21 protein-coding genes and 2 pseudogenes are annotated in these 21,096 nt (G+C 52.9%); 6 read left to right on the forward strand and 17 right to left on the reverse strand.

Annotated elements, in window-relative coordinates:
- Positions 1-44 precede the first annotated feature (44 nt).
- Together Electrica_RS14025 and Electrica_RS28900 are read right to left on the reverse strand one after the other, a co-directional pair.
- Positions 45-260 carry a DUF6500 family protein gene (locus Electrica_RS14025; RefSeq protein ID WP_141964767.1) on the reverse strand — a complete coding sequence of 72 codons (216 nt, stop codon included), beginning with the start codon at positions 258-260 and terminating at the stop codon, positions 45-47.
- 69 nt (positions 261-329) lie between these two features.
- A pseudogene (locus tag Electrica_RS28900) lies at positions 330-422 on the reverse strand (DinB family protein); the annotation flags it as partial.
- 330 nt (positions 423-752) lie between these two features.
- Here Electrica_RS28900 and Electrica_RS14035 point away from each other — a divergent pair.
- Together Electrica_RS14035 and Electrica_RS14040 are read left to right on the forward strand one after the other, a co-directional pair.
- Complete coding sequence (locus tag Electrica_RS14035) at positions 753-1,442, forward strand: helix-turn-helix transcriptional regulator (RefSeq protein WP_141964768.1); 690 nt, start codon at positions 753-755, stop codon at positions 1,440-1,442.
- Between the two features lie 67 nt (positions 1,443-1,509).
- Entirely contained in the window at positions 1,510-2,259 is a 750-nt protein-coding gene (locus Electrica_RS14040; protein ID WP_131050092.1) for an SDR family NAD(P)-dependent oxidoreductase, read from the forward strand.
- A gap of 244 nt (positions 2,260-2,503) precedes the next feature.
- On the opposite strand, the gene Electrica_RS14045 is transcribed toward Electrica_RS14040, so the two are convergent.
- The 3 genes and pseudogenes from Electrica_RS14045 to Electrica_RS14055 form a co-directional block, all read right to left on the reverse strand.
- Positions 2,504-3,367 (reverse strand): efflux RND transporter periplasmic adaptor subunit, encoded by an 864-nt coding sequence (locus tag Electrica_RS14045; protein WP_141964769.1) that lies wholly within the window; start codon positions 3,365-3,367, stop codon positions 2,504-2,506.
- Positions 3,364-3,579 carry a DUF1656 domain-containing protein gene (locus Electrica_RS14050; protein ID WP_100686033.1) on the reverse strand — a complete coding sequence of 72 codons (216 nt, stop codon included), beginning with the start codon at positions 3,577-3,579 and terminating at the stop codon, positions 3,364-3,366. Before Electrica_RS14050 ends, Electrica_RS14045 begins: the two co-directional genes overlap by 4 nt.
- Positions 3,569-5,574, reverse strand: a pseudogene (locus tag Electrica_RS14055) (FUSC family protein). Before Electrica_RS14055 ends, Electrica_RS14050 begins: the two are co-directional and overlap by 11 nt.
- 77 nt (positions 5,575-5,651) lie before the next feature.
- Here Electrica_RS14055 and Electrica_RS14060 point away from each other — a divergent pair.
- Complete coding sequence (locus Electrica_RS14060) at positions 5,652-6,446, forward strand: AraC family transcriptional regulator (RefSeq protein ID WP_141964770.1); 795 nt, start codon at positions 5,652-5,654, stop codon at positions 6,444-6,446.
- On the opposite strand, the gene Electrica_RS29320 is transcribed toward Electrica_RS14060, so the two are convergent.
- From Electrica_RS29320 to Electrica_RS14100, 8 genes are all read right to left on the reverse strand, one after another.
- Positions 6,382-6,687: a hypothetical protein gene (locus Electrica_RS29320; RefSeq protein ID WP_142255904.1), complete on the reverse strand. Its 306-nt coding sequence runs from the start codon at positions 6,685-6,687 to the stop codon at positions 6,382-6,384. The two genes, Electrica_RS14060 and Electrica_RS29320, sit on opposite strands and share 65 nt — an antisense overlap.
- A 347-nt stretch (positions 6,688-7,034) precedes the next feature.
- Positions 7,035-7,643, reverse strand: a complete 609-nt coding sequence (locus Electrica_RS14070; protein ID WP_131050085.1) for a DUF2913 family protein — start codon at positions 7,641-7,643, stop codon at positions 7,035-7,037.
- A gap of 124 nt (positions 7,644-7,767) precedes the next feature.
- The gene (locus Electrica_RS14075) at positions 7,768-8,145 is read right to left on the reverse strand and encodes a CidA/LrgA family protein (RefSeq protein WP_141964771.1); all 378 of its coding nucleotides are present in this window, start codon (positions 8,143-8,145) and stop codon (positions 7,768-7,770) included.
- A gap of 208 nt (positions 8,146-8,353) precedes the next feature.
- Positions 8,354-8,731: a helix-turn-helix domain-containing protein gene (locus Electrica_RS14080; RefSeq protein ID WP_141964772.1), complete on the reverse strand. Its 378-nt coding sequence runs from the start codon at positions 8,729-8,731 to the stop codon at positions 8,354-8,356.
- Between the two features lie 17 nt (positions 8,732-8,748).
- A complete protein-coding gene (locus tag Electrica_RS14085; protein ID WP_141964773.1) occupies positions 8,749-9,462 on the reverse strand; it encodes a CidB/LrgB family autolysis modulator in 714 nt (237 codons plus the stop codon).
- A 101-nt stretch (positions 9,463-9,563) separates the two neighbouring features.
- Complete coding sequence (locus Electrica_RS14090; protein ID WP_141964774.1) at positions 9,564-10,793, reverse strand: MFS transporter; 1,230 nt, start codon at positions 10,791-10,793, stop codon at positions 9,564-9,566.
- A gap of 96 nt (positions 10,794-10,889) precedes the next feature.
- Positions 10,890-11,240, reverse strand: coding sequence for a helix-turn-helix transcriptional regulator (locus Electrica_RS14095; protein WP_100683851.1), 351 nt, complete (start codon positions 11,238-11,240; stop codon positions 10,890-10,892).
- A 639-nt stretch (positions 11,241-11,879) separates the two neighbouring features.
- The gene (locus tag Electrica_RS14100) at positions 11,880-12,722 is read right to left on the reverse strand and encodes an undecaprenyl-diphosphate phosphatase (protein WP_141964775.1); all 843 of its coding nucleotides are present in this window, start codon (positions 12,720-12,722) and stop codon (positions 11,880-11,882) included.
- A gap of 519 nt (positions 12,723-13,241) precedes the next feature.
- On the opposite strand from Electrica_RS14100, the gene codB reads away from it, so the two are divergent.
- Genes codB through codA form a run of 3 tightly spaced genes read left to right on the forward strand, consistent with a single transcriptional unit; the run spans position 13,242 to position 16,977 of the window.
- Positions 13,242-14,504, forward strand: coding sequence for a cytosine permease (gene codB, locus Electrica_RS14105; protein WP_141964776.1), 1,263 nt, complete (start codon positions 13,242-13,244; stop codon positions 14,502-14,504).
- A gap of 2 nt (positions 14,505-14,506) precedes the next feature.
- The gene (locus Electrica_RS14110) at positions 14,507-15,742 is read left to right on the forward strand and encodes a PucR family transcriptional regulator (RefSeq protein WP_141964777.1); all 1,236 of its coding nucleotides are present in this window, start codon (positions 14,507-14,509) and stop codon (positions 15,740-15,742) included.
- A complete protein-coding gene (gene codA, locus Electrica_RS14115) occupies positions 15,739-16,977 on the forward strand; it encodes a cytosine deaminase (RefSeq protein ID WP_141964778.1) in 1,239 nt (412 codons plus the stop codon). Before Electrica_RS14110 ends, codA begins: the two co-directional genes overlap by 4 nt.
- A gap of 46 nt (positions 16,978-17,023) precedes the next feature.
- On the opposite strand, the gene Electrica_RS14120 is transcribed toward codA, so the two are convergent.
- The 4 genes from Electrica_RS14120 to Electrica_RS14135 form a co-directional block, all read right to left on the reverse strand.
- Positions 17,024-17,884: an ABC transporter permease gene (locus Electrica_RS14120; RefSeq protein WP_160703615.1), complete on the reverse strand. Its 861-nt coding sequence runs from the start codon at positions 17,882-17,884 to the stop codon at positions 17,024-17,026.
- Complete coding sequence (locus Electrica_RS14125) at positions 17,881-18,714, reverse strand: ABC transporter permease (protein ID WP_131050075.1); 834 nt, start codon at positions 18,712-18,714, stop codon at positions 17,881-17,883. The genes Electrica_RS14120 and Electrica_RS14125 overlap by 4 nt, the downstream gene beginning before the upstream one ends.
- A gap of 148 nt (positions 18,715-18,862) precedes the next feature.
- Positions 18,863-20,002: an ABC transporter substrate-binding protein gene (locus Electrica_RS14130; RefSeq protein ID WP_141964779.1), complete on the reverse strand. Its 1,140-nt coding sequence runs from the start codon at positions 20,000-20,002 to the stop codon at positions 18,863-18,865.
- A gap of 29 nt (positions 20,003-20,031) precedes the next feature.
- A complete protein-coding gene (locus Electrica_RS14135; RefSeq protein ID WP_141964780.1) occupies positions 20,032-21,081 on the reverse strand; it encodes an ABC transporter ATP-binding protein in 1,050 nt (349 codons plus the stop codon).
- Positions 21,082-21,096 lie beyond the last annotated feature (15 nt).

Raw genomic sequence — 21,096 nt, forward strand, 5'->3', positions numbered from 1 at the left:
GAAGTCTGTTCTCGGTTAAACCCCTTACCTGAATCGCAGGTGTGTTACATCGCCTGGACGAGGGCTCTTATCTTTTCCGCCTTTTCAAAGTGGTCCAGTTTCATCTCGATAATCCACCAATGCGCAACTTCCATAAGCAATTCAGGATCGTCATTTTTATTGGCAAAAAAAGCATAGAACGAAAGTCCTGCATTGCTTCCCCTAGAGGCAATTTTTGAATCGCAGACCCTGATGATTTTTTCCTTCATTCCTTGTCGCACTGCCTCTCCCTCTCTATTTTCAGGTTCTAGGCCTTAAAAGATAATATCATTTCGCGCTGGGTTAAAAATTTAACCCTGGTGGTTATGATCTCTGAGAAAAACGGTGAAGACGTCCTTAGGCGGGGTTATACCACATTCTGAAAGCAGCCAACCCACCGCGCCTGTCATCAGGAACATCAGATAACACCGCCGTGTTATTCGCCGCCTGGAAAAGCTGATAGCCCGCTGCCCGACGGGAGGAGTGTCGTCGCCCCACCTTTCACGCCAGCGCATCCAACGGATAATCACCAGACTGCGGCGACTCAGGCGCGATGCGATAAATGTGCGAACGACCGGGCGGAATCCGATATTCGTGTACACTGTCTGGCGCAGGGCGGCGTGAACCGCATCACGCCCTGAACAACTAAACGCCAGAAACTGCGTAAGCGCGGTTGCGCGCGAATGTAAGACACCCCGACACATGGTCATCAGGATAAGGGAGGCGCAACAGATATGACCCGAACACAAAGGCTTCTTGAATTACTCCAGATATTACGGGCTCACCGCTATCCGGTCACTGCACTGACGCTTTCCGCAAACTTAAAGATAAGCGTGCGCACCGTTTACAGGGATATAAAAACGCTCCAGCACCAGGGAGTATGTATTGAGGGGAGTGCCGGGATTGGATATATTATTAATTCTGATTATCATTTACCGCCACTGGTATTCACCGTGCAGGAGCTGAATGCTCTGACGCTGGGTCTTAACTGGGTGTGTCACAACACGGACGCGGACTTTAAAAAAAATGCAAAAAAAGCCATTGCCAAAATACGCGCAGTTATTCCTGATAGATTGCAGGAACACATTGAATATCAGTCATATCTGACAGGTCCGACTGAAAGAGAATGTTACGGCTTTGGTGATATACACCACGCAATTAATGAAAGAAAAAAAATCACTATAACCTACTCCGATAAAAATAATACCGTATCATCCCGTGTAATCTGGCCAGTCGCGCTGGTATATATGGAGTCCTGCTGGTTACTTGCAGGATGGTGCGAGATGAGAAACGATTTTCGTCATTTCAGAACCGACAGAATAAAGAAAATCACTGTACTGAGCACCACTTACCCGGAGAGCAGAGCCATCTTGTTGAAAAGATGGCGAGATGCGGAAGGTATCAGCCTGGACAGTGAGTACTGACAAAAATTGTCGCAACGATCGTGTACGCTTCTGTAGAAAAGACACCAGGATGATGACAGGAGAGCGTATGAACTTTCATAACAAAGTTGCATTAATCACGGGAAGTACCACGGGTATTGGCGAAGAGGTCGCAGGACAATTACACCGATATGGCGCCAGAGTCATCATTGTATCCCGGTCATTACATGAGGCCAGACAAAAAGCCAGATCGTTATCACCCGATGAAAAAACAGCGATCGGCATAGAATGTGATGTTGCAGACCCTGAACAAGTCAGCAGCATGATTAATCATGCCGTAGATCATTTCGGCAGACTTGATTATGCCGTAAATAATGCAGGCACCACCGGTGAACATAATAAAACAATAACAGAGCAGACAGTAGACAACTGGAATAACGTCATATCAAACACACTGAGTAGCGTCTTTTACTGTATGAAATACGAAATACCAGAAATATTAAAATCAGGAGGCGGTTCAATAGTGAATTTGTCGGCAGTAAATGGGTTAGCAGGTATCCCCGGTCTGGCCCCTTACACGACGGCAAAGCATGGCATAATTGGTTTAACCAGAAGCGCGGCGCTGGAATTTGCCTGTCAAGGTGTGCGGGTTAACGCGGTTGCGCCGGGTTATGTCAGTACGCCGCGAATCAATGAACTTCCCGAAAATATTATCAGTGCGTTTGCAAACAGCCATCCCATGAAAAGAATGGCCACCATGACCGAAGTGGCTGATTTTATCCTGTTTTTATTGTCAGAAAAATCAGGGTTCTGTACCGGCGGTGTTTATCCTGTTGATGGCGGATATCTGGCTGAGTAACGAGCGCGTCGGAGATAACATTTGCCTGGCGTTGGATATGTTCCGCTCTCCAGGCCGCCCCAGACACTCTGGCGTAACGTTTGCTCTGCGCATGTCGTATTTTTGAGCGTTGCTCCCGCGGGATCAGGTCGGCGCTCATCCATATTCAGGCAATCTGCGAGCAGCTTGCCACACCATATTTATCGCTGCCTGAGTCACACAAACCGGTCTTCGGCGATGTCCGTCGGCAGGACGGTTAAAACGTTTAAGGCATAATGGAAACGCTGGCGGATAATCCCGCCACCAGTTCAATCCCTTGCGGTATCTTATCTAACTGGATACGGACAGGGACTCGCTGCGCAAGTCGCACCCAACTGAAGGTGGGATTGACATCCGGCAGCCCGAGCCCACCCGTCTGATCATTGCTATCATCGATCCCCCGGCCGATACTCTCCACATGCCCCGTGATGAGCGGGTCAAACCCCATCAGCGAAATTTGTGCGGCGTTCCCGATACGAATATGACGCAGTTTGGTCTCCTCAAAATAGCCCACCACCCAGAAACTGTGCGCATCGACAACGGCGACCCTGGTCTCTCCCGCAGTGGCGTAGTCGCCTGGACGCAGCCGAAGATGCGTGACGTAGCCAGCAACCGGTGCGCGCACGGTAGCATGAGATAAATTAAGCTGCGCCAGTTCCAGCGCAGCCAGCGCCCCCTGATAATTGGCCGCCGCAACGCGCGCTGCGCTGCCCGTTTGCTGGATGTCCTCGCCGGAAATGGCCCCTTTGATGAGCGCGCGTCGCCTGGCCGCATCCTGGCGCATCAGCATCTCATGACGTTTTGCTTCAACGTCGGCCTGCGCGCTGAGCACCGCCAGCTTCAGCCAGCGCGGGTCGATAGCATAAAGTACATCGCCCTGGTTAACCCATTGATTATCGCGGACCGCCACGCGGCTCACCGGCCCGGAAACATCCGGCGCAATCTGCACCACATCGGCCCTGACCCTTCCATCGCGCGTCCAGGGCGTCTGCGCATACTGTTTCCAGAAAATAAACGCCACGAAAATCGCCACCGCCACAGCGATTAACGTCAGCGCGTAACGACCCAGTAAAAAGAGTAAAGATTTCATGCGAATAACCCCAGAGTGGTCAGGCCCTGCAAAAGCAGGAAAAAGGTCACGATATAGGTTGAGACATCAAGCAACGGGCGCAAAGGCAAACGCCGGTAAAGCCTGCTGCAAGAAAAAAGCGGCACGAGTAACAGCGTACAGACCACAGCAAGGAACGCGGTCAGTAGCAATCCGGGGATAAAAACACCCCCGATATTGATGTCATTTATCATGGCTGGGCTCCTTGTTCTGCGTCCGTAATGCGCAGTGCAGATCCACCAGTCTGTCGACAAACTGGCATGATTGTTCATCTGTCGCGGGCAGGCAGAGGACGGCCATTGCGGCAATACGCTCGCGTAAGGCGTCGGTGTGCGTTGTGCGGGTAAAATGAGAAAGCAACTCGTTGATATCGCTGCCTGCGGGCGTATCGCAACGGCGCAGGCGCATCACACAGAGGCCAATACGCAGAAAATGGACCAGGCGTGCAAGCGTGGCAGCAACAGAGCGGCCCGATCGATCATCAGATTGGTCCAGTGCGTTTCATCACCTTTAAACACACCGTTCACGCTGCGGCGAATATCGCGTTGGCAAAGTTTTAGCAGACGGTTTATCGCCGCGTCCGCCTGTACGGTTTGCAGCAGACTCATGCCGATAACCGCAAAGCCGGTCGCAAAAAACAGCGCGATAGCGGTGTTGGCCGCAGCGGCGAAGTCGCCGATGTAGTGTGCCCCCAGCTCGCATAGCACAGGCAGCGTCAGGGTGATGCCCATCGCCATAAAGGTCGTGGGCGGTCGCGCCTGCAGCGATCCGGCAAGCAGATAGACTGGGGCAAGCACCGCCACCAGCACCGGAAAATCGCTGAGCGGGGGAAGCAGAGCGAAGCTATAGATAAGGCTTATCAACACGCCCCAGACGGAGCCGATAATGTATTTGACAAGATGCGGGGCCGGCGTATCGAAACTGCCAAACAGCGTGCAGCAAACCCCAAGAATCGACACCGCCGTGCCGCCATCGGGCCAGGCGGAGTAAATCCAGAGCAGACAGCCGCCCAGGATGATGACAAAAGCGCCCAGCGCCGTTCGGGCGGCACTCCGGGGATCGCGATGGAAAACATACCCTTTCACTGCATGATCTTCCGCCGGCATTGGCGAAGTTTTGCCGTGATGGATGGCATCCGAAAGGCGCTCACACTGTTGCAGGAGGGTAAGCAACTCAGCGACGTAGCGTAAGAAATTCACCCGCAGCGCATCCTCGAACGTCAGCGCCTGCGCAGCGTGCCGCTGTGCTAACTGCGCGCTGCGTTGTTGTAGCGTCGCTGCTGCGTTTTTGCGTTTCCCGGTATCGTCACAGCTCAGCCAGGCCTGAACGTCATCCAGCAGCCTCTGCATATCGGCGGGCATCTTCGCGATCGCCTGTAAACGATCGCGTAATTCACCGTTGACAATAACTAACCGCGCCAGCCTGTCATGGAGCGCTTTCCTGGCCTGACGGACCGGCACCGAAAGGGCAAAATCATACGGGATGTGGTGGCTGATGCCCTGCAGGAACTGTAGCGCCAGCGCCAGATGCAGAGGCTCTGACTGCGCGTCGGACCTGCCTGCCAGGGTGTCGGCAATCCGCTGACGCGCGGCCTGCAGCGTCTGCGCTAATTTGCTGTTGAACAGCCCGGATATCCGGACAGGCAGAATGTATCGGTGAATCAGCGCGGCGCAGACGATGCCTATCGTTATCTCCTGTACCCGAATGATGGCAATGTTAAACACCGTGCCAGGGTCTGAGACGGCGGGAAAACCAATCAGACTTGCGGTGTAACCGGCCAGTACAAAGGCATAGGCGCGGGGCGTGCGTTCAAGCAGGGATAAACAGAGGCAGAAGGAGATCCAGCCTGCCAGAATCACGCTACATAAAATCGGCGTATTCACAAACATGGGCACAATCAACACCGTGGCCCCCGCGCCGGCCACGGTCCCTGCCAGGCGATACAGGCACCTGCTCAAAGACGCGCCCACCGACGTTTGCGAAACGATATAGACGGTGATGATGGCCCATGAAGGCCGTTCAAGGCCAATCGCCAGGGCAATGTAATACGCGAGCATCGCTGCGACAAAACTCCTGACGGAATAGAGTAGCGCATGGGCGTCGCTCAGTAGCGCGGGAGAGGCCATGCGGCCTGACCAACGGCTTATCGCCTGCAAAACGCGGCGGTGATGGGGAGTTAATTTGCTCATGCCGGGAATTATTCCCGCTTTGCGCTTGTCCTTAAATACTCTATTCTGTCAAAAAATACCTAAATGTTGCCAATAAGATGTCATCCAGACTTGCCCATACCCTGTTTGATCCCGATAGCACGCCGGGCCCGGCCGTCGCGCGGCATATTGATTTCGTTGATTATGCAGCAGAAGTGCCGGTGCATACGCACCGCAAGGGACAACTGATCGTGGCCCGCTATGGGGCGGTGATTTGTCGCGCGGAAAACGATATCTGGATAGTACCGCCAGATTGCGCGGTGTGGATCCCCGGCGGGATCCCCCATAGCGCCAAAGCGACCTGGAATGCGCATCTCAACTATTTGTTTATTGAACCCGGCGCCGCCGCACTGCCGGAGAAATGCTGCACGCTGGCGATTTCTCCGCTGATTAAAGAGTTAGTTGATCGCTTGACGCATGAGGACGTTGATTACCCGGCGCAGAGCCATGTCGGCAGGCTGACCAGAGTGACGCTCGATGAACTGGCCACCATGCCGCAGCAGAAATTGAGTCTGCCGGTTTCGGCGCACCCGAAGATCCGCGCCATGGCTGATGCGCTGGTTAGCCACCCGGAGGATCGAAGCACGTTTAAAGTCTGGGCGAAACGGCTGGCGCTCAGCGAGCGTTCATTAGCACGCCTGATGCTGCGCGAAACCGGGCTGACCTTCGGACGATGGCGTCAGCAACTGCATTTGATTATTGCCCTTCGGGAGCTGGCAAGCGGGGTATCGGTGCAAAACGTCGCGGCTAATCTGGGGTATGAGTCGGTAAACGCTTTTATCACCATGTTCAGAAAAACAATGGGCAGCACGCCCGCGCACTATTTTGCCGGTCGAAGAGCGACAGATCCCTGAGTGAGGCACAGGCTGGATACCGAGTAAGGCGCTTAATGCCCGCTTGTGGCCCCCGGGGGATATTCAGCATTGCTCCTGACGAGGCGTAATGACTGTCAAGGCGGTGCCCTCTTCCGTTCCTCTGCATATGATGAGTAATGTACATTCCGCGGGGGCGACGATAAATGTGGCCGAATTCCAGACAGGCATCCGCAACCACCGGATCATAAAGAACAGGGATAAAGCGCTTCGGATCCAACATAATCGTTTTATAAAACACCACCTCATCTGGTGGACGGGTATGTTCTGGCGGTGGTGATAAGGCGAAGAAAAAGAGAGCTGGCGGTGTAAATTTACCCGGCAAAGCAAGCTCCACCGACTCCAGAAGAAATGAAAGCGGGTTACTGCTAAACGGGACATATTAAAAAAATTGCGGCGCACTTCGCAACGTAGCCCGACGACGCTGTCGGGGGCGGGATGGGCATCCGGGGGAGTTTACGCCTGATCCATCTGCTGTATTCATAACACCATCAGGCAGATCTGAGACTCACGTGGCAGATCAACCCGTACTGGCTGGCGTCGGGATGCGAACAGTCTGCTTTTGATGAATTAATTTTCGATGGTAAAGTAAGACTGTTTTTTTGGATGCATTTTTATAGTTAAACCTTCGGTTTTGAATGCATTGAATAATATGTCCGCATCACCCGTTGACAGGATATCCATTGATTTAGTCAGATCGCCAGCATCTGAAAAACACTCAACCAAATCAATTCCCAGGATAAAAATAGCCGGCGCTTCAGTATTGATGTCCACATGCTTAACAGCTGTCCAGCTTCGTTGTTTCAGAGTGATATCTGACCACCCCTGACATTTAAGTATCCGGATAACTCGTGTCAATCGTGAGAGTGGAGAATCCTCCTGTGGCCTGATAATACTGGTTTTCCACAGCGTATCTAAACGTTGACCTAGCTTCGCTGATGGCCCCAGATCTCTGCTAAGTTGTATAAGGTAGTCAATGTCTTTTGCAACAGTCTGAGGGAAACGTCTTTGTTTTTTAGCGGTAACAAGCCAGTTTTGCAGAAAAATATGCTCCATTAGTGGTGAGGGAGTTTTTCCATCAATACGCGACAGATGCAGCGCTATAAGCGCACACCATAAAAAATGCTCTGTATCAGCCATTTTTTGTTGATGATTTATGTCAGGCCTGGAATTATTCATAACATCTCCAGTGATTAGTCATTGAATTTATCTGATAACCCCTGTTAACAGTATAATTTTTATACCATTATCTGAAAATTAAAATATTGGCTCAGGATACATTTAATTATACCCGGCACATCTGTCATGACTTCTCTTTGGCATGATGTTTATTATGCACCAGATGCGATGTATAGCTCACAACAACCATCACGATGATGGTACTTCCCAGACAGGAAACAAAAATCAGACCAAACTGCGCTCGCAGTAAACCCGTATACTGTATAACGCCTGCGCCAATCGGAACAAATAACAATGCCATATAACGAACAAGAAGAGTACATCCCGGATTAACCCACCTTTCAGGGATTATCTGAAATGAAAGAAGAACGAACAAAATAATCAACCCCAGAATACTTCCTGGAATAGCCACTGGTAATATCGGGGCTATAAATAAACCCAGATAGAGACAAACATAAATTATGACGAATGCACGTATATATTTCATAATGATAGCAGGCATGACATATCCCTCACCGGCTCGAAGTAACCAGATTACATTTAAAACACACCTTCACCCCCCCAATAATAAACCTACCAGTAATGATTAAAAACAAAAAGATATTCCATATATCCACAGCCAATTATACTTAATGAGTATAAAATGCATTTTCTTACAACCATCCAGGTAGGCATGATTAAATACCCTGTTATATTTAATAGTATCAACATCAATAATAATATTGGGTGCCGACCTGACGCAAACAGTCTGCCATAGATTTTCTTCTCTCTTTACGCCAGGCACCGGGCGATAGCCCAAAGGTACGAGAAAATACGCGGGTAAACGTTTGCTGAGAATCATACCCACAAGTCAGGGCAACTTCGTAGATACAGGCATCAGTGTGGGTTAACTGAAGAACCGCAAGCTCCATTTTCCTTCTTCTGATATAACTTGCCAGGTTTTCTCCCTTGTAATGTAAAAATAACCGCTGGATATGCCATTTTGAATAGCCTGAATGAATTGAAATTTCTTCAATAGATAGCTTTCGATGTAAATTCTCATTAATCCATTCCACAATAGTGTCGATAACCGAAGCTGAAATATGCATAAATAATAACCTCCAGATTATCTATTCAGCAGCCAGGGTACGAGAAGCATGACTATTTTGAAAACATACGGCGCCAGAACTGCGGTTATGATTCCGCATAGCACCAGGGCCACGGAACTAAATGCGGCTTCTTCCGCGTCAATTTCAGCACAGCGGGAAGTGCCCAACGCATGACTTGCAGAGCCCATTGAAAGTCCCCGTGCGATCTTGTGATTGATATGCACAATGTTCAGATACACATGACCAAGCACGGCCCCCAAAATACCAACCAGAATAACGCATACTGCAGTGATAGCAGGGATACCTCCAATCGCGCTACTTGCCGCCATTGCAATGGGTGTTGTCACTGATTTAGGCAGGATGGTCGCGGCCATTTGAGGCGTCGCGCCCATTTCTAAGGCGATAATGCTGCCTGAAAACATTGCTGTAAGGCTACCTATCGTGCAGATGATGATCAACGATTTCCATTTCGCACGGAGCTGAACCAGTTGCTCATAAAGAGGAAAAGCCAGTGCCACAACGGCTGGTTGCAACAGAGCGTTGAGTGAAGAAGAACCCTGGAAATAGCTCGCATAAGGAATGTGTCCAAATGCCAGGATAGCAATGATGATAATCAGCGTAATGAGAAGTGGATTGAACAAAGGGTTTTTTATTTTATTCATTGCCAGCCAGCGAGCTGAAAAGAACAGACATAAAGTTAACGGTAGAGACCAGCAGATATTAAAAATCATTTACTTTTCACCTCACATCTGACGCCAACAGATTCTCACCATCGTGACTATCATGGTCATTGCTGAATACATGACTCGACTTAAAACGGGTTCGGTTAAACTCAGATACCCCATGGAATATAAGAGTCGTCCTCAGTGTTCGCAGGACGCTTCACCGTTAGTGAGAAGATGATAGAGATAATGGCTAAAATGAAGATGACCCAGAAAGTTGACTGGAAGCCACCGAAGACCGAAGCAATCACAGACCCCAGGAAAGATCCGATCCCAAAACCCAGATAAATGACGCCATAATTCTTAGTGACATTATTCAGACCAAAGAACTCAGCCACCAGGGATGGAAAAGTAGTAAGGTGACCACCAAAATTAAACGCGACACACCCCAGAGCAAAGAAGAAACTATACTCATTCAGATGGAAGAAATTAAGCAGAACCATACCCATCAGGAGGATTATCTGACCAAAGGTGACAATTCGGATGATGCGTATGCTATCGGACATTATGCCCATCACCAGACGACCGACTAAGTTGGCGACAGCAACAACAGTTACCGCATTTGCAGCCGTCACGCCATCGAGATGGGCGATGATTTGCGCAATATCTTTTGCTACACCAATAATGTACAACCCTCCCATCATTGCGGTTCCGAACATTAGACATAACATCCAGAATTGCGCCGTACAAACAGCTTCACGCAGAGTATATTCTTTCTGGACCGCACCACTGGCAACTTTCACATTTTGATATGGCGCATCTGTCATTAATATCCCGCCAATGATGCAAATCACCGCAGCAATAACTCCCCAGTACAGTAATGCGGTATGTAATGCGTTATTGGCAAGCAGATCCATATTAATGAATTTGAAGGCTAACGACCCCAGCCCATAACAACCGATAGATAAAGCGGAAATGAGTCCTTTACGTTCCGGGAACCAGCGAATACAGTTGGTCAGCGTAAGTAAGTAGCCAATACCGTCAGCCAGTCCTACCAGGACACCGCCAAAAATCCACAGCATTGTCAGATTATGAGCGATCCCCGTCAGCCCTAAACCCAGTAACAGTGCGATACCAGAAAATATGGTAAGCACTTTAACGCCAAATTTATCCTGTAGCCTCCCCGCAAAACTGGATGCAAAAGCCAGACAGAGACACAGGATACCAAAGGTGAAAGCAACGTTTGGAACCGTAGTGTGGAACTGTGTTGCAAAATGACTATTAAACAAACTCCAGGTATATACCGAGCCCAACGCGAACTGGGCCAGAAGAGTGCCTGTGAAAGTCAGCCAGCGAGTAACAGGTTGAGATGCTTGCCGTAAATCTTGTTTATGGGTCATAATGATACCTGTCAATGGATTTTTATTGGCAAATGATTATTTCTTAATTCCTGTATCATTCAGATTATCCCTGGTGCAGGATGATTACTGAACGGATCAGCTCCGTGTATTAAGACGATATTGACGTGGAGTTAAATGATAATGCTGTCGAAATGACCGACAGAAGGTTGACTGCTGTCTGTAACCGAGATACATTGCGATCTCTGTGATTGAACTGTTTGTTTCTTTCAGTAAATCCCTGGCAATAACCATTTTACGCTTTCTTATATATACACCTGGAGACATACCAGTCACTCCTTTGAAACTTTTTTGAAAGTGCCATTGGGAGTATCCTGTTTTTTCTTCCAGGACCCGAAGTGTTAACTCCTCTGTTAAATTAAATTCTATCCACTCCAGTATATCCTGAATGGTTAAACGCATAAGACAGGAAGAGGATTTATCTTTCATTTAAATGCCTTAATTAATATACATTTTTCATTAGCCAAGGCTGGCGGATTAAAAACAACAGGGCAATCATACTCTAATCCATGTATTCTAAAAGTGAATATTTAGAATACATAACATTCCATTATGGAATGTTATGTAACGGTTGCATATCCGGGGGCGAAGGAGGATATCTGGCGGAAAACAGCGACTTCTCATGTGCGGATCGGCCATGCTCAGGCAATGTGGAATGGCTGACGGATAATGATACGGCTTACAGAGCCCATGAATATAGCAAACGTTCGGGAAGACGATAAACGGGATGACAGCAGCATCATGCTAAAACCGGACGGTCAAGTGGCGGCGATGAATCTGCACTGGCGTTGAGTCATGACAATCAACCTCGCCCGCACGTGTGCAGGGGTATCGCTCGCCACGGGAATATCACGCTCTGCCAGTCGCCGCGATTAAAAGACCTCACGCTGCACGGGCGTTGGCGGCAGATGCTCATCTCTGTCATTGACGCCGGGCTACGGCATTGCCGTGTCATTCGCCCTGTGGCCACTGCCCTTCGGGAACAGCACTTGCGCTATTCCCGAAAGGGGATGCTTTGCCCTGCGACGCGCATGATTTAGGGTATCTTACGCGCCACGACGATAAGAATTACCCTATCCAAAGAACGGCGCAGGCGGCAAGAAGACAGTAGCCACCAAAAAGGTGCCACTTATCATGTTCCAGCCAGCCCGCCAGCCAGCGAAGCGCCACTAAACCGGCGATAAAACTGAAAACCATACCCAGCAAACTCGGCAGAACGATGGAGGAAACGGTCGGTGAGACCGCCTTGAGTGCAGTGCTGGCATGGAAAGCGCGCGCCACTTCTTTGACGATAACAATGGGCGTCAGCACAACCGCCAGCGCAAAACTGAATTCTTCTGCGGTTTTTCGGGCAACGCCGACGGATAATGCAGTAGAAATTGTCGCGCCGGAACGGGATAACCCGCGAAAAGGCAGACAAAGTCCCTGCACCATCCCCACAATGACCGACTGGATTAAAGAGAGACGCTGAGTGTGACTTTCTTTTATTCGCGACGAGACAATAATGAGAATGCCCGACACGACAAGCCCGCAAGCAATCAGTTTACTGTTGCTGAACAGTGATTCAATTTCGAAATCTGGCGTATTGCCAGAGAAATAAACCTTGATGATATGTTGCAGGGTTAAGCCGACGATCCCCGTCATCATGGTGGCAATAATAATGCGCAGAGCATAATGTTTAAACGCCGCACCAGAGCTAAAATAGGTGACGCGCCAGGATTTCCAGAAATGAACGATAACAGCAAACATCGTCCCGGTGTGCAGCATAACCAACAGCAATGTCATGTCTGGTGCACTTGGATTCAGCCCCAGTATTTTTTCCGCCATAATAACGTGTGCCGAGCTGGAAACAGGCAACAGCTCAGCCAGCCCCTGAATGACTGCCAAAATCAATATGTTCAAAAAGGTCATATTTTCTCCGGGTGATGGATTCCCATGTTAAATACTAAGACAAAGCATCAGGTCATGAATCCATTCAGTACCCTGCGTGAATATAATCCTTAGCGGTGACATCTTTAATAGCGATACACTGCGCCGGGTTGAAGAAAACGTTTCGTTTAACCTTCGTTTGACTTTCCCCAGGAGCCGTTGGGGCGGCGGATTTTCTCGTCTCTGTTCAGCCGTTCTTGTTCCGGATAAAAGACCTGCCCGCTGACATATCCGGCGGTAAAGATCGGCAAAAAGCGCGCGGCCTCAGGTCAGGAAACAGGACGATGGGAAAATGCCCCGCACAACGGATGGCTGAGCGACTGCGCCATCATGGTGCGAAAGTTTGCACCCTGCACACTCTTATGACCCCTAGCGGCAGATTAACGCCGTTTTATGTGCAAAGTGCCCACTTCATTATGTTGCCTGTGCAGTGATATTTTTGGCATATCTCTTGCTAAACCTCTGGTATCGCTATTCGGATAACCACTCAGAGGTTCCACAATGTCAAACAGCAATGATTTTCCACTCGTCGAAGCGCCCGCCTCCGGGCGTAAGGGCGTGTTTTCGATTTCCATGGTCCTGTTCAGCTTCACCTTTTTTACCGGCACCATGTTTGCAGGCGGCAAGCTCGGCGTCTCTTTTTCCATCGTAAACCTGCTGTGGATCGCGGTTATCGGCAACTTTCTGCTGGCCCTGTATGCCGCGTCGCTCGGCTGGATTGCCGCGCGCAGCGGGCTGAATACCGTACTGATGGGCCGTTTTTGCTTCGGTGAAATCGGCAGCAAGCTCGCCGATTTTATTCTCGGCTTCGCCGAACTGGGCTGGTACGCCTGGGGTACGGCGACGGTCGCTATCTCGCTGGTCAAGATCCTCGCCCTGCCCGAGGCGATGACTATTCCGCTGATGATTCTGTTCGGCATCCTGTTCTGCGTCACCGCCCTGGTCGGCTACAAGGGGCTGGATGCGCTGTCCCGCGTGTCGGTGCCGCTGATGTTTATTCTGCTGGTGGTCTCTATGTATCTTGCCGCCCATCACGCCGGTGGCTGGCAAGCGATGACCCAAATCGAACCGGGCTCAACCATGACCTGGTCGGCGGCCATCACCATGGTATTCGGCACTTTCGCCAGCGGCGCGACCCAGGCGACGAACTGGACGCGGCTGGCTAACTCCAGCCGTACCGCCATCGTCGCCAGCATGAGCAGCTTCCTCGTCGGCAACGGGCTGATGATTGTTGCCGGGGCGTGGTGCGCCATCGTCTATCAGCAGGCCGATATTGTGGAGGTACTGATTCTACAGGGGCTGTCCGTGGCGGCGGTGGTAATGCTGTGCCTCAACCTGCTGACCATTCAGGGGCCGACGATTTATAACGTCTCGGCGGCCGCCTGCCACCTGCTGCGCAGCGAACGTCGCCGCACCCTGACCGTAGTCGCCGCCGGTGTCGGCATTCTGCTGGCCATTGGCGGGATGTATGAAATGCTGATCCCTTTCCTCGTGCTGCTGGGCAGCATCATTCCGCCCATCGGCGGCGTTATCCTTGCCGACTACTGGTTTTATCGCGGCGGCCGCTATCCCCTGCTGCACACCGCCCGCCTGCCGCGTTTTAACTGGCTGGGGCTTGGCGCCTACGCCGTGGGCGCGGTGGTGGCTTACCTGTCGCCGTGGATAGCCCCGCTGGTCGGTATTACCGTTTCCGCGCTGGTCTACATCGTCCTGACGCGTCTGAGCAAACGTCAGCCCGCCGCTGACTCGGTCGCGGAGCAGTAATCATGGGCCTGACGGTCAGTGAAATCCTCGCGCTTGACGGGCTCTCCCCCCTGCGCCTGCGCGCGGGGCAACAGGGGCTGCAGCTGGCGGTGCGCTGGTATTACGTGGCGGAAAATGAAAATATCGCCGAATGGATCATGGGCGGGGAGCTGGTCTTTATCACCGGGATCAACCATCCCCGCGATGAAGACAACCTGATTGATTTGCTGATGGAAGGCAAACAGCGCGGGATCGCCGGGATGGTGATCCTCACCGGCGACCAATATATTCAGGCGATTCCGCCGCGCCTGATCGCGTTGGCCGACGAGCTGGGTATTCCGCTGATCGAACAGCCCTATCTGCTGAAGATGGTGATGGTGACCGAACGCATCGGCACCGCGCTGGTACGTAGCGAGAATGCCCTGCAATCACAGCGCGATATTCTGCTGCAGCTGCTGACCGGCGACTACCCCGACCTGCATATCCTGCATCAACGCGCGCTCCACCAGCAGCTGGATTTTACCCGCCCGCTGCGGGTGGCGGCGCTGCGCCTTGAGGGGATACCGCGCCTGTTCCGCCAGCTGCCGCCGGAGCAGGCCGAAGCCTGGCTCCAGCAGGCTCGCCGCACCGTGCGCCAGCGCCTGCAGCAGGAGCTCAACCAGCAGGGCAATCCCTTTCCGCTGGTTGAACGCAGCAATATGTTTCTCTTCCTGCTTCCGGACGAGGAAGGCGAATTTTATCAGCAGAAAAAGGGGTTAGAACAGTGGCTGCTGACCCAGGCGGAAGGCCGCGACGGGCTGTCGCTGCTGTGCGGCCTGTCGGCGCCGGTGCAGCAGCTACAGGGCTATCAGCGCGCGCTGTCGCAGGCGCGCCAGGCGCTGGATCTCAGCGATAACCTGCGCCCGGCCCAGCGCATCAGCGACTATCAGCAACTGGGCTTTATCAAGCTGCTTTCCGCCGTCAGCGACCCGACTCTACTCACCGACTTTATGCATGACACCCTCGGCTGCCTGATCGAACCCGACCGCAAAAGTCCGTGGCTGTTAATGGAGACCCTGGAAACGCTGCTTCAGGAGAGCGGCAACGTGGTCAGAGCCGCCGAGCGGTTGGCTATTCACCGCAACACGCTGCATCAGCGCATCCAACGTATTGAAAAACTGACCGGCTATCCGGTCAGCCATCCGCAATTTCATCTCAACGCCTCGGTCGCCCTGGCTATCTGGCGTATGTCGCAAAACCATTTACGGGAACAACCATGAACATTATCAACGCGCGCCTGCGCCATAAAGAAGCGCTCTATACCCTGGAGCTACAGGATGGTTTGATTAAAAGCATCACCGCGCAGGATGCCGCACGCGCGGCTGACACCGGCGATATCGACGCGCGGCACAAGCTGGTTATTCCGCCGTTTGTCGAGCCGCATATCCATCTCGACGCCACCCTGACGGCGGGCGAACCGGAGTGGAATATGAGCGGCACGCTGTTCGAGGGCATCGCCCGCTGGAGCCAGCGTAAAGAGCGCGTCACGGTTGAAGATACGCGCCAGCGGGCGCTGAAAACCATCGGCATGTTGCGCGATAACGGCGTGCAGCATGTGCGTACCCATATTGATGTCACCGACCCCTCGCTGACGGCGCTGGAAGCGATGCTGATGGTGAAAAAAGAGGCGGCCCACCTTATCGATCTGCAAATCGTCGCTTTTCCGCAGGAGGGCATCGAATCCTTTCCCGGCGGACGCGACCTGATGACCCGTGCCATTGAGATGGGCGCCGACGTGGTGGGCGGTATTCCGCATTACGAAAACACCCGCGATAAGGGCGTCAGCTCGCTGGTTTTCCTGATGGATCTGGCCCAGCGCCACGGCTGCCTGGTGGATGTCCACTGCGATGAAATCGACGACCCGCAGTCGCGTTTTCTGGAGGTGCTGGCGGAAGAAGCCCGGGTACGCGGCATCGGCGCCCAGGTAACGGCCAGCCATACCTGCGCCATGGGCTCCTACGATAATGCCTACTGTTCGAAGCTGTTCCGCCTGCTCAAAGCCTCAGGCATCAACTTTATCTCCTGCCCGACCGAAAGCATTCACCTGCAGGGGCGCTTCGATAGCTGGCCGAAACGCCGCGGCGTGACGCGCGTCGCAGAGCTGGATCGCGCCGGGATCAACGTCTGCTTTGCCCAGGACTCCATCCAGGATCCGTGGTATCCGCTGGGCAATGGCAACATCATGCGCATTCTCGACGCCGGACTGCATATCTGCCATATGCTGGGGTATGAAGATTTGCAGCGCTGCCTCGATCTCATTACCGAGAACAGCGCCCGGGCGCTGTGCCTGGGCGCTAACTACGGTATTGCCGAAGGGCGCCCGGCCAACCTGCTGATCCTTGATGCGGAAAACGACTATGAAGCGGTACGTCGCCAGGCCAAAGTGCTGACCTCTATCCGCCACGGTGAAGTGATTATGCAACGTCAGCCGGAGCAGATTTGCTATCCGGAGTGAGGCGTTGAGTACGCCCGTTCGACGATGGAGAACGGGCCCTTCCCCCTCACCCTTTGCCCAGTTTTGACAGCATCTCCGGGCGCATAAACTTATGGATGACCAGCATAAACAGCAGCGATGGCACCAGCAGAATCAGGGCGGTAATGGACGACACCTGGTAGTTCCCCGACATACTGGCGTTGTACAGCAGCAGCGGCAGCGTGCTGATGTCCGGTGCGCCGACGAAAAACGTGCCGGTAAATTCATCCAGCGATTCGAGGAAGACAAAAATACTGGCGGCAATAATGCCCGGCGAGGCCTGCGGCAGCACAATATGCCAGAAGGTGTAAATCGGCCCGGCGCCGAGGTTACGTGACGCCCTCGCCAGCAACGGATCCACGGCGGAAAAGGCCGCCACGCAAATCCATACCGAATACATCAGGCCGTGCATGCTATGCACCAGCACCACGCCCGCTACCGTCCCGTTTAACCCCCACTGATAGAAAAGCCGGGCGATATTCATATACACCGTCAGGTTCGGAAACGCCTGCGGAATCAAAAACAGCAGCATGAACAGCACCCGCAGCGGCATCCCTCGCCGTGAAAGCGCATAACCTGCCGGCACCGAAATCACCAGACACACCCCCACCGACAGCACCGCAATCAGCACGCTGGTGAGGAGTGAACCGGAAACATCGCTGTAGGGACTGAACACCTGATACCAGTATTTCAGCCCCCACTGGCTGGGCAGCGCATGGGGGAAAAACCAGCTCTCCGCCACCGTCCAGATGAGTAAGTTCAGCAGCGGGCCAAACATCGCCAGCAGCATAAAAACCAACAGCAGCGTCTGCAGCGGCAGACTGGCGCTCAGTTTTCGCCGCCCTTTCGCCAGCCACGTCTCCGGCAAAGTCATACTGACCTCTTTCATAAATCGCCCCCTTTCTGTTGCAGGCTATGACGCAGGTAGAACCACGACAGCGCGCCGCATATCAGCAGTGATACCACCCCCAGCGCATTGGCCACCGCGTAGTCGCCGTAAGAGTTGACGCGAAACGCCATGTCCACGGTCATCATCGTCGGCGTACCGACACCGATCATCAGCGGCACGGAAAGCACCGACATCATGGTCACCGTAGAAAGCACCAGCGCCACGCCGATAGCAGGCAGCACCTGCGGCAGAATAACGTCGAACAGAATACGCACGCGCGAAGCCCCAAGATTGCGAGCGGCCAGGATTTGCGACTGCTCCAGCGCCGCCATCGCGCCGCAGATAAGCAGCGTGGCGAACGCCAGTTGTTTCCAGACAAAGGTAATGATGATCCCTTTCCAGCCCAGCCAGGAGACGGTCTCCATCGGCGTAAACAGATCGGTTGCCACCAGCGCATTGTTCATCAGGCCGTTTTTAGCGAGGAAGGTCCGCATCATCTGCGCGGCGACAATAAAAGGGATAAACAGCGGCAGACGGTACAAGAACCCCAGCATGCGCACAATCGGCCGACAGGGTGACAATGTGATCACCGCCGAGAGGGTGATCGAAATCGCGGCCAGCAGCGCCACGGAGATCAGCACAATCACCACCGTAAAGGCAATATCGCTGGAATAGAGAGCATAGACCTTAGCGAAATGGCCCAGGGTCAACTGCCGCGCATCGTTGGTAAACGCGGCAATCAGCGAGAACCCCAGCGGGTACAAAAAGAGCACGGCGATCATCAGCGCGGCAGGCGCGACCAGTAACAGATATTTCAACGAACGGCGCATAGCAAACCTGACATCAGAAAAAGAAACGCTCAGGGCGACGTCATGTCGCGCCTGAACATTGACGGTATACCCTCAATAATTCCCGCTGCAGGCAGGCGGTGAACGAGTGTAGCCAACGCGCCTGCAGCGGGAAGTATGACGGGTATAATTAGTTGGCGACCTGGCTTTCGTAGCCTTCTTTTATGTCGTCAAAGTAAGGGGCGATCGGGAAACTTTTGCCGTAGTCCGCCAGCGCTTTCGGGGAGATTTCCGCGAACAGCTTCTGCCAGGTCGCCGGATCCAGCTTCGGCTTCACGTACTCCGCATTGATCCCTGGGTACCAGTTAAACTGTTTCACGATCCCCTGCGCCTGCACGTCCGGGCTGGTTGCCAGCTCGATAAATTCACGCGCCAGCTGTGGGTTTGCCGCCTTCGCCGGGATCACGTAGTACATCGGCTGTCCCGGCATCCCCGGCGACAGCAGCGCCAGCTTGATAGACGGCGGCAGCTTGCCCTGATCTTTCCAGCTGTAGAACATATCCACCCACACCGGCCCCATGGTGATCTCGCCGCGGCTGAGCATATCGAGCGTACCGGCATTGCCTGGCGTGAAGGTCACATTCTTATTGAAGGCCTTCAGCTTCTCGTAGGCCTGGTTCCAGTTTTTCTCCACGCCTTTGTCGTAAGGCAGCGCAGACAGACGCCGGGCGTCCGTGCCGTAGGCGTACATCCAGCCCACCACAAAGCTCACGCCGGACATGCCGTTTTTGATGCCGTTATAGCCGAAAGCCTGCGGGTTTTTCTGCGCCCAGCTCACCAGCTCATCGTAAGACGCCGGGGGCGTTTTGATGGCTTCGCTGTTCCATGCGATAGCGGTCTGGCTTAAGAACATCGGCATCACGTAGCCGTCGACGTTCACGCCGAGGGCATTTTTGGCGCTATCGGCGCTCACCATGCTGCCAGTGCTAATATGCTGGCGGTATTTCTCCAGCAGCCCCTTTTCCACCAGCTCGCCACCGGCTTTCTGATGAACGACCGCCACATCAATATCCCAGGTCTTCGCGCCACTCTCTTTTTGCGCGCTCAGTTTCTCGATAATTTTATTTGAGCCGGCATCGCCGGGACCGGTCCCCACCACCTGCACTTTTACGCCCGGATGCGCCGCTTCAAACTTCGGCCCCAGCCAGGTTTTCACGTAATCCACCATATTCTGATCGCCTGCGGTGGCAACGTTCAGGATGGTGTCGGCCTGCGCGCCGTAGCTCAGAAACAATGCAGTCACTACCGCAGCTTTCGTTTTAGTCAACATGGTCTATCCCCAAAATGAACACAATGAAGTTAATTTGCTTGAGACGATGGAAAAATATGTAACGCGGCGGCCGGAACGTGCAGTCGCACGGATGACTGCACGGGCCAGCACTGGCTTGAATCCGCCAGTAACACGCGATCGCGGCAGCGCACGCTGTGGCGATATAAATTGCCAAGAAAAACACTTTGCTCGACTACGCCATTCAGGCTTAAGCCCTCGTCAGGCATGCGGGTGGTTAACGCACCGAGCGCCGTATCGGCGCTGCGAAAATAAAGCGTCCGGTCGCGAAAATCGTCAGCGGAATATTTCCCCTGGACGCACAGGGAAATGTCCTGAGCGGCGAAGAGTTGGTTGGCAGAAATTTTATTGTCCGCCCCCATAAAATCTGCAACAAATGGTGTGGCGGGACGTTGATAAATATCTTCCGGCGTGCCTGTTTGCTCGATGCGGCCATTATTTAACACCGCGATGCGGTCAGCCATAACCAGCGCTTCCTGCTGATCGTGGGTGACAATTAATGAGGTAAAGCCGAGACGTTTTTGCAGGGTTTTTATTTCATGCCGCACATTGAGACGCACTTTGGCATCGAGATTCGACAGCGGTTCATCCAGTACCAGCACGTCCGGCTCAATGGCCAGCGCCCGCGCCAGAGCGACACGTTGCCGCTGCCCGCCGGAAAGCTCCGTCACCTTCACATCCGCCAGACCGGTCAAATTGACGATGCCGAGCAGTTCCGTGACGCGGCGGTCAATATCGTCACGACGCCATTTGCGCAGTTTCAGCCCATAGCCAATATTGCGCGCCACCGTCAGATGCGGCCACAGCGCGTAGCTTTGAAATACCATCGTGATATTGCGCTGCTCCGGCGCACTGTGGGTAATATCGCGATGGGCAACGGTAATCTCCCCGGTTTTTACCGGAATAAAACCACAAAGCGCATTGAGAAGCGTTGTTTTTCCGCAGCCGGACGGCCCCAACAGGGCAATCATCTCGCCTTTCCCGACCTGCAGATCGATATTATGCAACACAACCTTTTCGCCATAGCTAATTTGAAGCCCGGCAATCTGTAAATAACTCATATTCATTACCCAAAA

Source organism: Klebsiella electrica, assembly GCF_006711645.1.
Lineage (GTDB): Bacteria > Pseudomonadota > Gammaproteobacteria > Enterobacterales > Enterobacteriaceae > Klebsiella > Klebsiella electrica.

Bases quoted from the DNA above. Each gene is read 5' to 3' on its own strand.
- Electrica_RS14095 (WP_100683851.1), bottom strand. From the start codon at position 11,240: ATGAAAGATAAATCCTCTTCCTGTCTTATGCGTTTAACCATTCAGGAT.
- Electrica_RS14050 (WP_100686033.1), bottom strand. From the start codon at position 3,579: ATGATAAATGACATCAATATCGGGGGTGTTTTTATCCCCGGATTGCTA.
- Electrica_RS14045 (WP_141964769.1), bottom strand. From the start codon at position 3,367: ATGAAATCTTTACTCTTTTTACTGGGTCGTTACGCGCTGACGTTAATC.
- Electrica_RS14100 (WP_141964775.1), bottom strand. From the start codon at position 12,722: ATGACCTTTTTGAACATATTGATTTTGGCAGTCATTCAGGGGCTGGCT.
- Electrica_RS14035 (WP_141964768.1), top strand. From the start codon at position 753: ATGACCCGAACACAAAGGCTTCTTGAATTACTCCAGATATTACGGGCT.
- Electrica_RS14075 (WP_141964771.1), bottom strand. From the start codon at position 8,145: ATGCCTGCTATCATTATGAAATATATACGTGCATTCGTCATAATTTAT.
- Electrica_RS14120 (WP_160703615.1), bottom strand. From the start codon at position 17,884: ATGAAAGAGGTCAGTATGACTTTGCCGGAGACGTGGCTGGCGAAAGGG.
- Electrica_RS14085 (WP_141964773.1), bottom strand. From the start codon at position 9,462: ATGATTTTTAATATCTGCTGGTCTCTACCGTTAACTTTATGTCTGTTC.
- Electrica_RS14080 (WP_141964772.1), bottom strand. From the start codon at position 8,731: ATGCATATTTCAGCTTCGGTTATCGACACTATTGTGGAATGGATTAAT.
- Electrica_RS29320 (WP_142255904.1), bottom strand. From the start codon at position 6,687: ATGTTGGATCCGAAGCGCTTTATCCCTGTTCTTTATGATCCGGTGGTT.
- Electrica_RS14070 (WP_131050085.1), bottom strand. From the start codon at position 7,643: ATGAATAATTCCAGGCCTGACATAAATCATCAACAAAAAATGGCTGAT.
- Electrica_RS14110 (WP_141964777.1), top strand. From the start codon at position 14,507: ATGGGCCTGACGGTCAGTGAAATCCTCGCGCTTGACGGGCTCTCCCCC.
- codA (WP_141964778.1), top strand. From the start codon at position 15,739: ATGAACATTATCAACGCGCGCCTGCGCCATAAAGAAGCGCTCTATACC.
- Electrica_RS14090 (WP_141964774.1), bottom strand. From the start codon at position 10,793: ATGACCCATAAACAAGATTTACGGCAAGCATCTCAACCTGTTACTCGC.
- Electrica_RS14125 (WP_131050075.1), bottom strand. From the start codon at position 18,714: ATGCGCCGTTCGTTGAAATATCTGTTACTGGTCGCGCCTGCCGCGCTG.
- codB (WP_141964776.1), top strand. From the start codon at position 13,242: ATGTCAAACAGCAATGATTTTCCACTCGTCGAAGCGCCCGCCTCCGGG.
- Electrica_RS14130 (WP_141964779.1), bottom strand. From the start codon at position 20,002: ATGTTGACTAAAACGAAAGCTGCGGTAGTGACTGCATTGTTTCTGAGC.
- Electrica_RS14060 (WP_141964770.1), top strand. From the start codon at position 5,652: ATGTCATCCAGACTTGCCCATACCCTGTTTGATCCCGATAGCACGCCG.
- Electrica_RS14040 (WP_131050092.1), top strand. From the start codon at position 1,510: ATGAACTTTCATAACAAAGTTGCATTAATCACGGGAAGTACCACGGGT.
- Electrica_RS14135 (WP_141964780.1), bottom strand. From the start codon at position 21,081: ATGAGTTATTTACAGATTGCCGGGCTTCAAATTAGCTATGGCGAAAAG.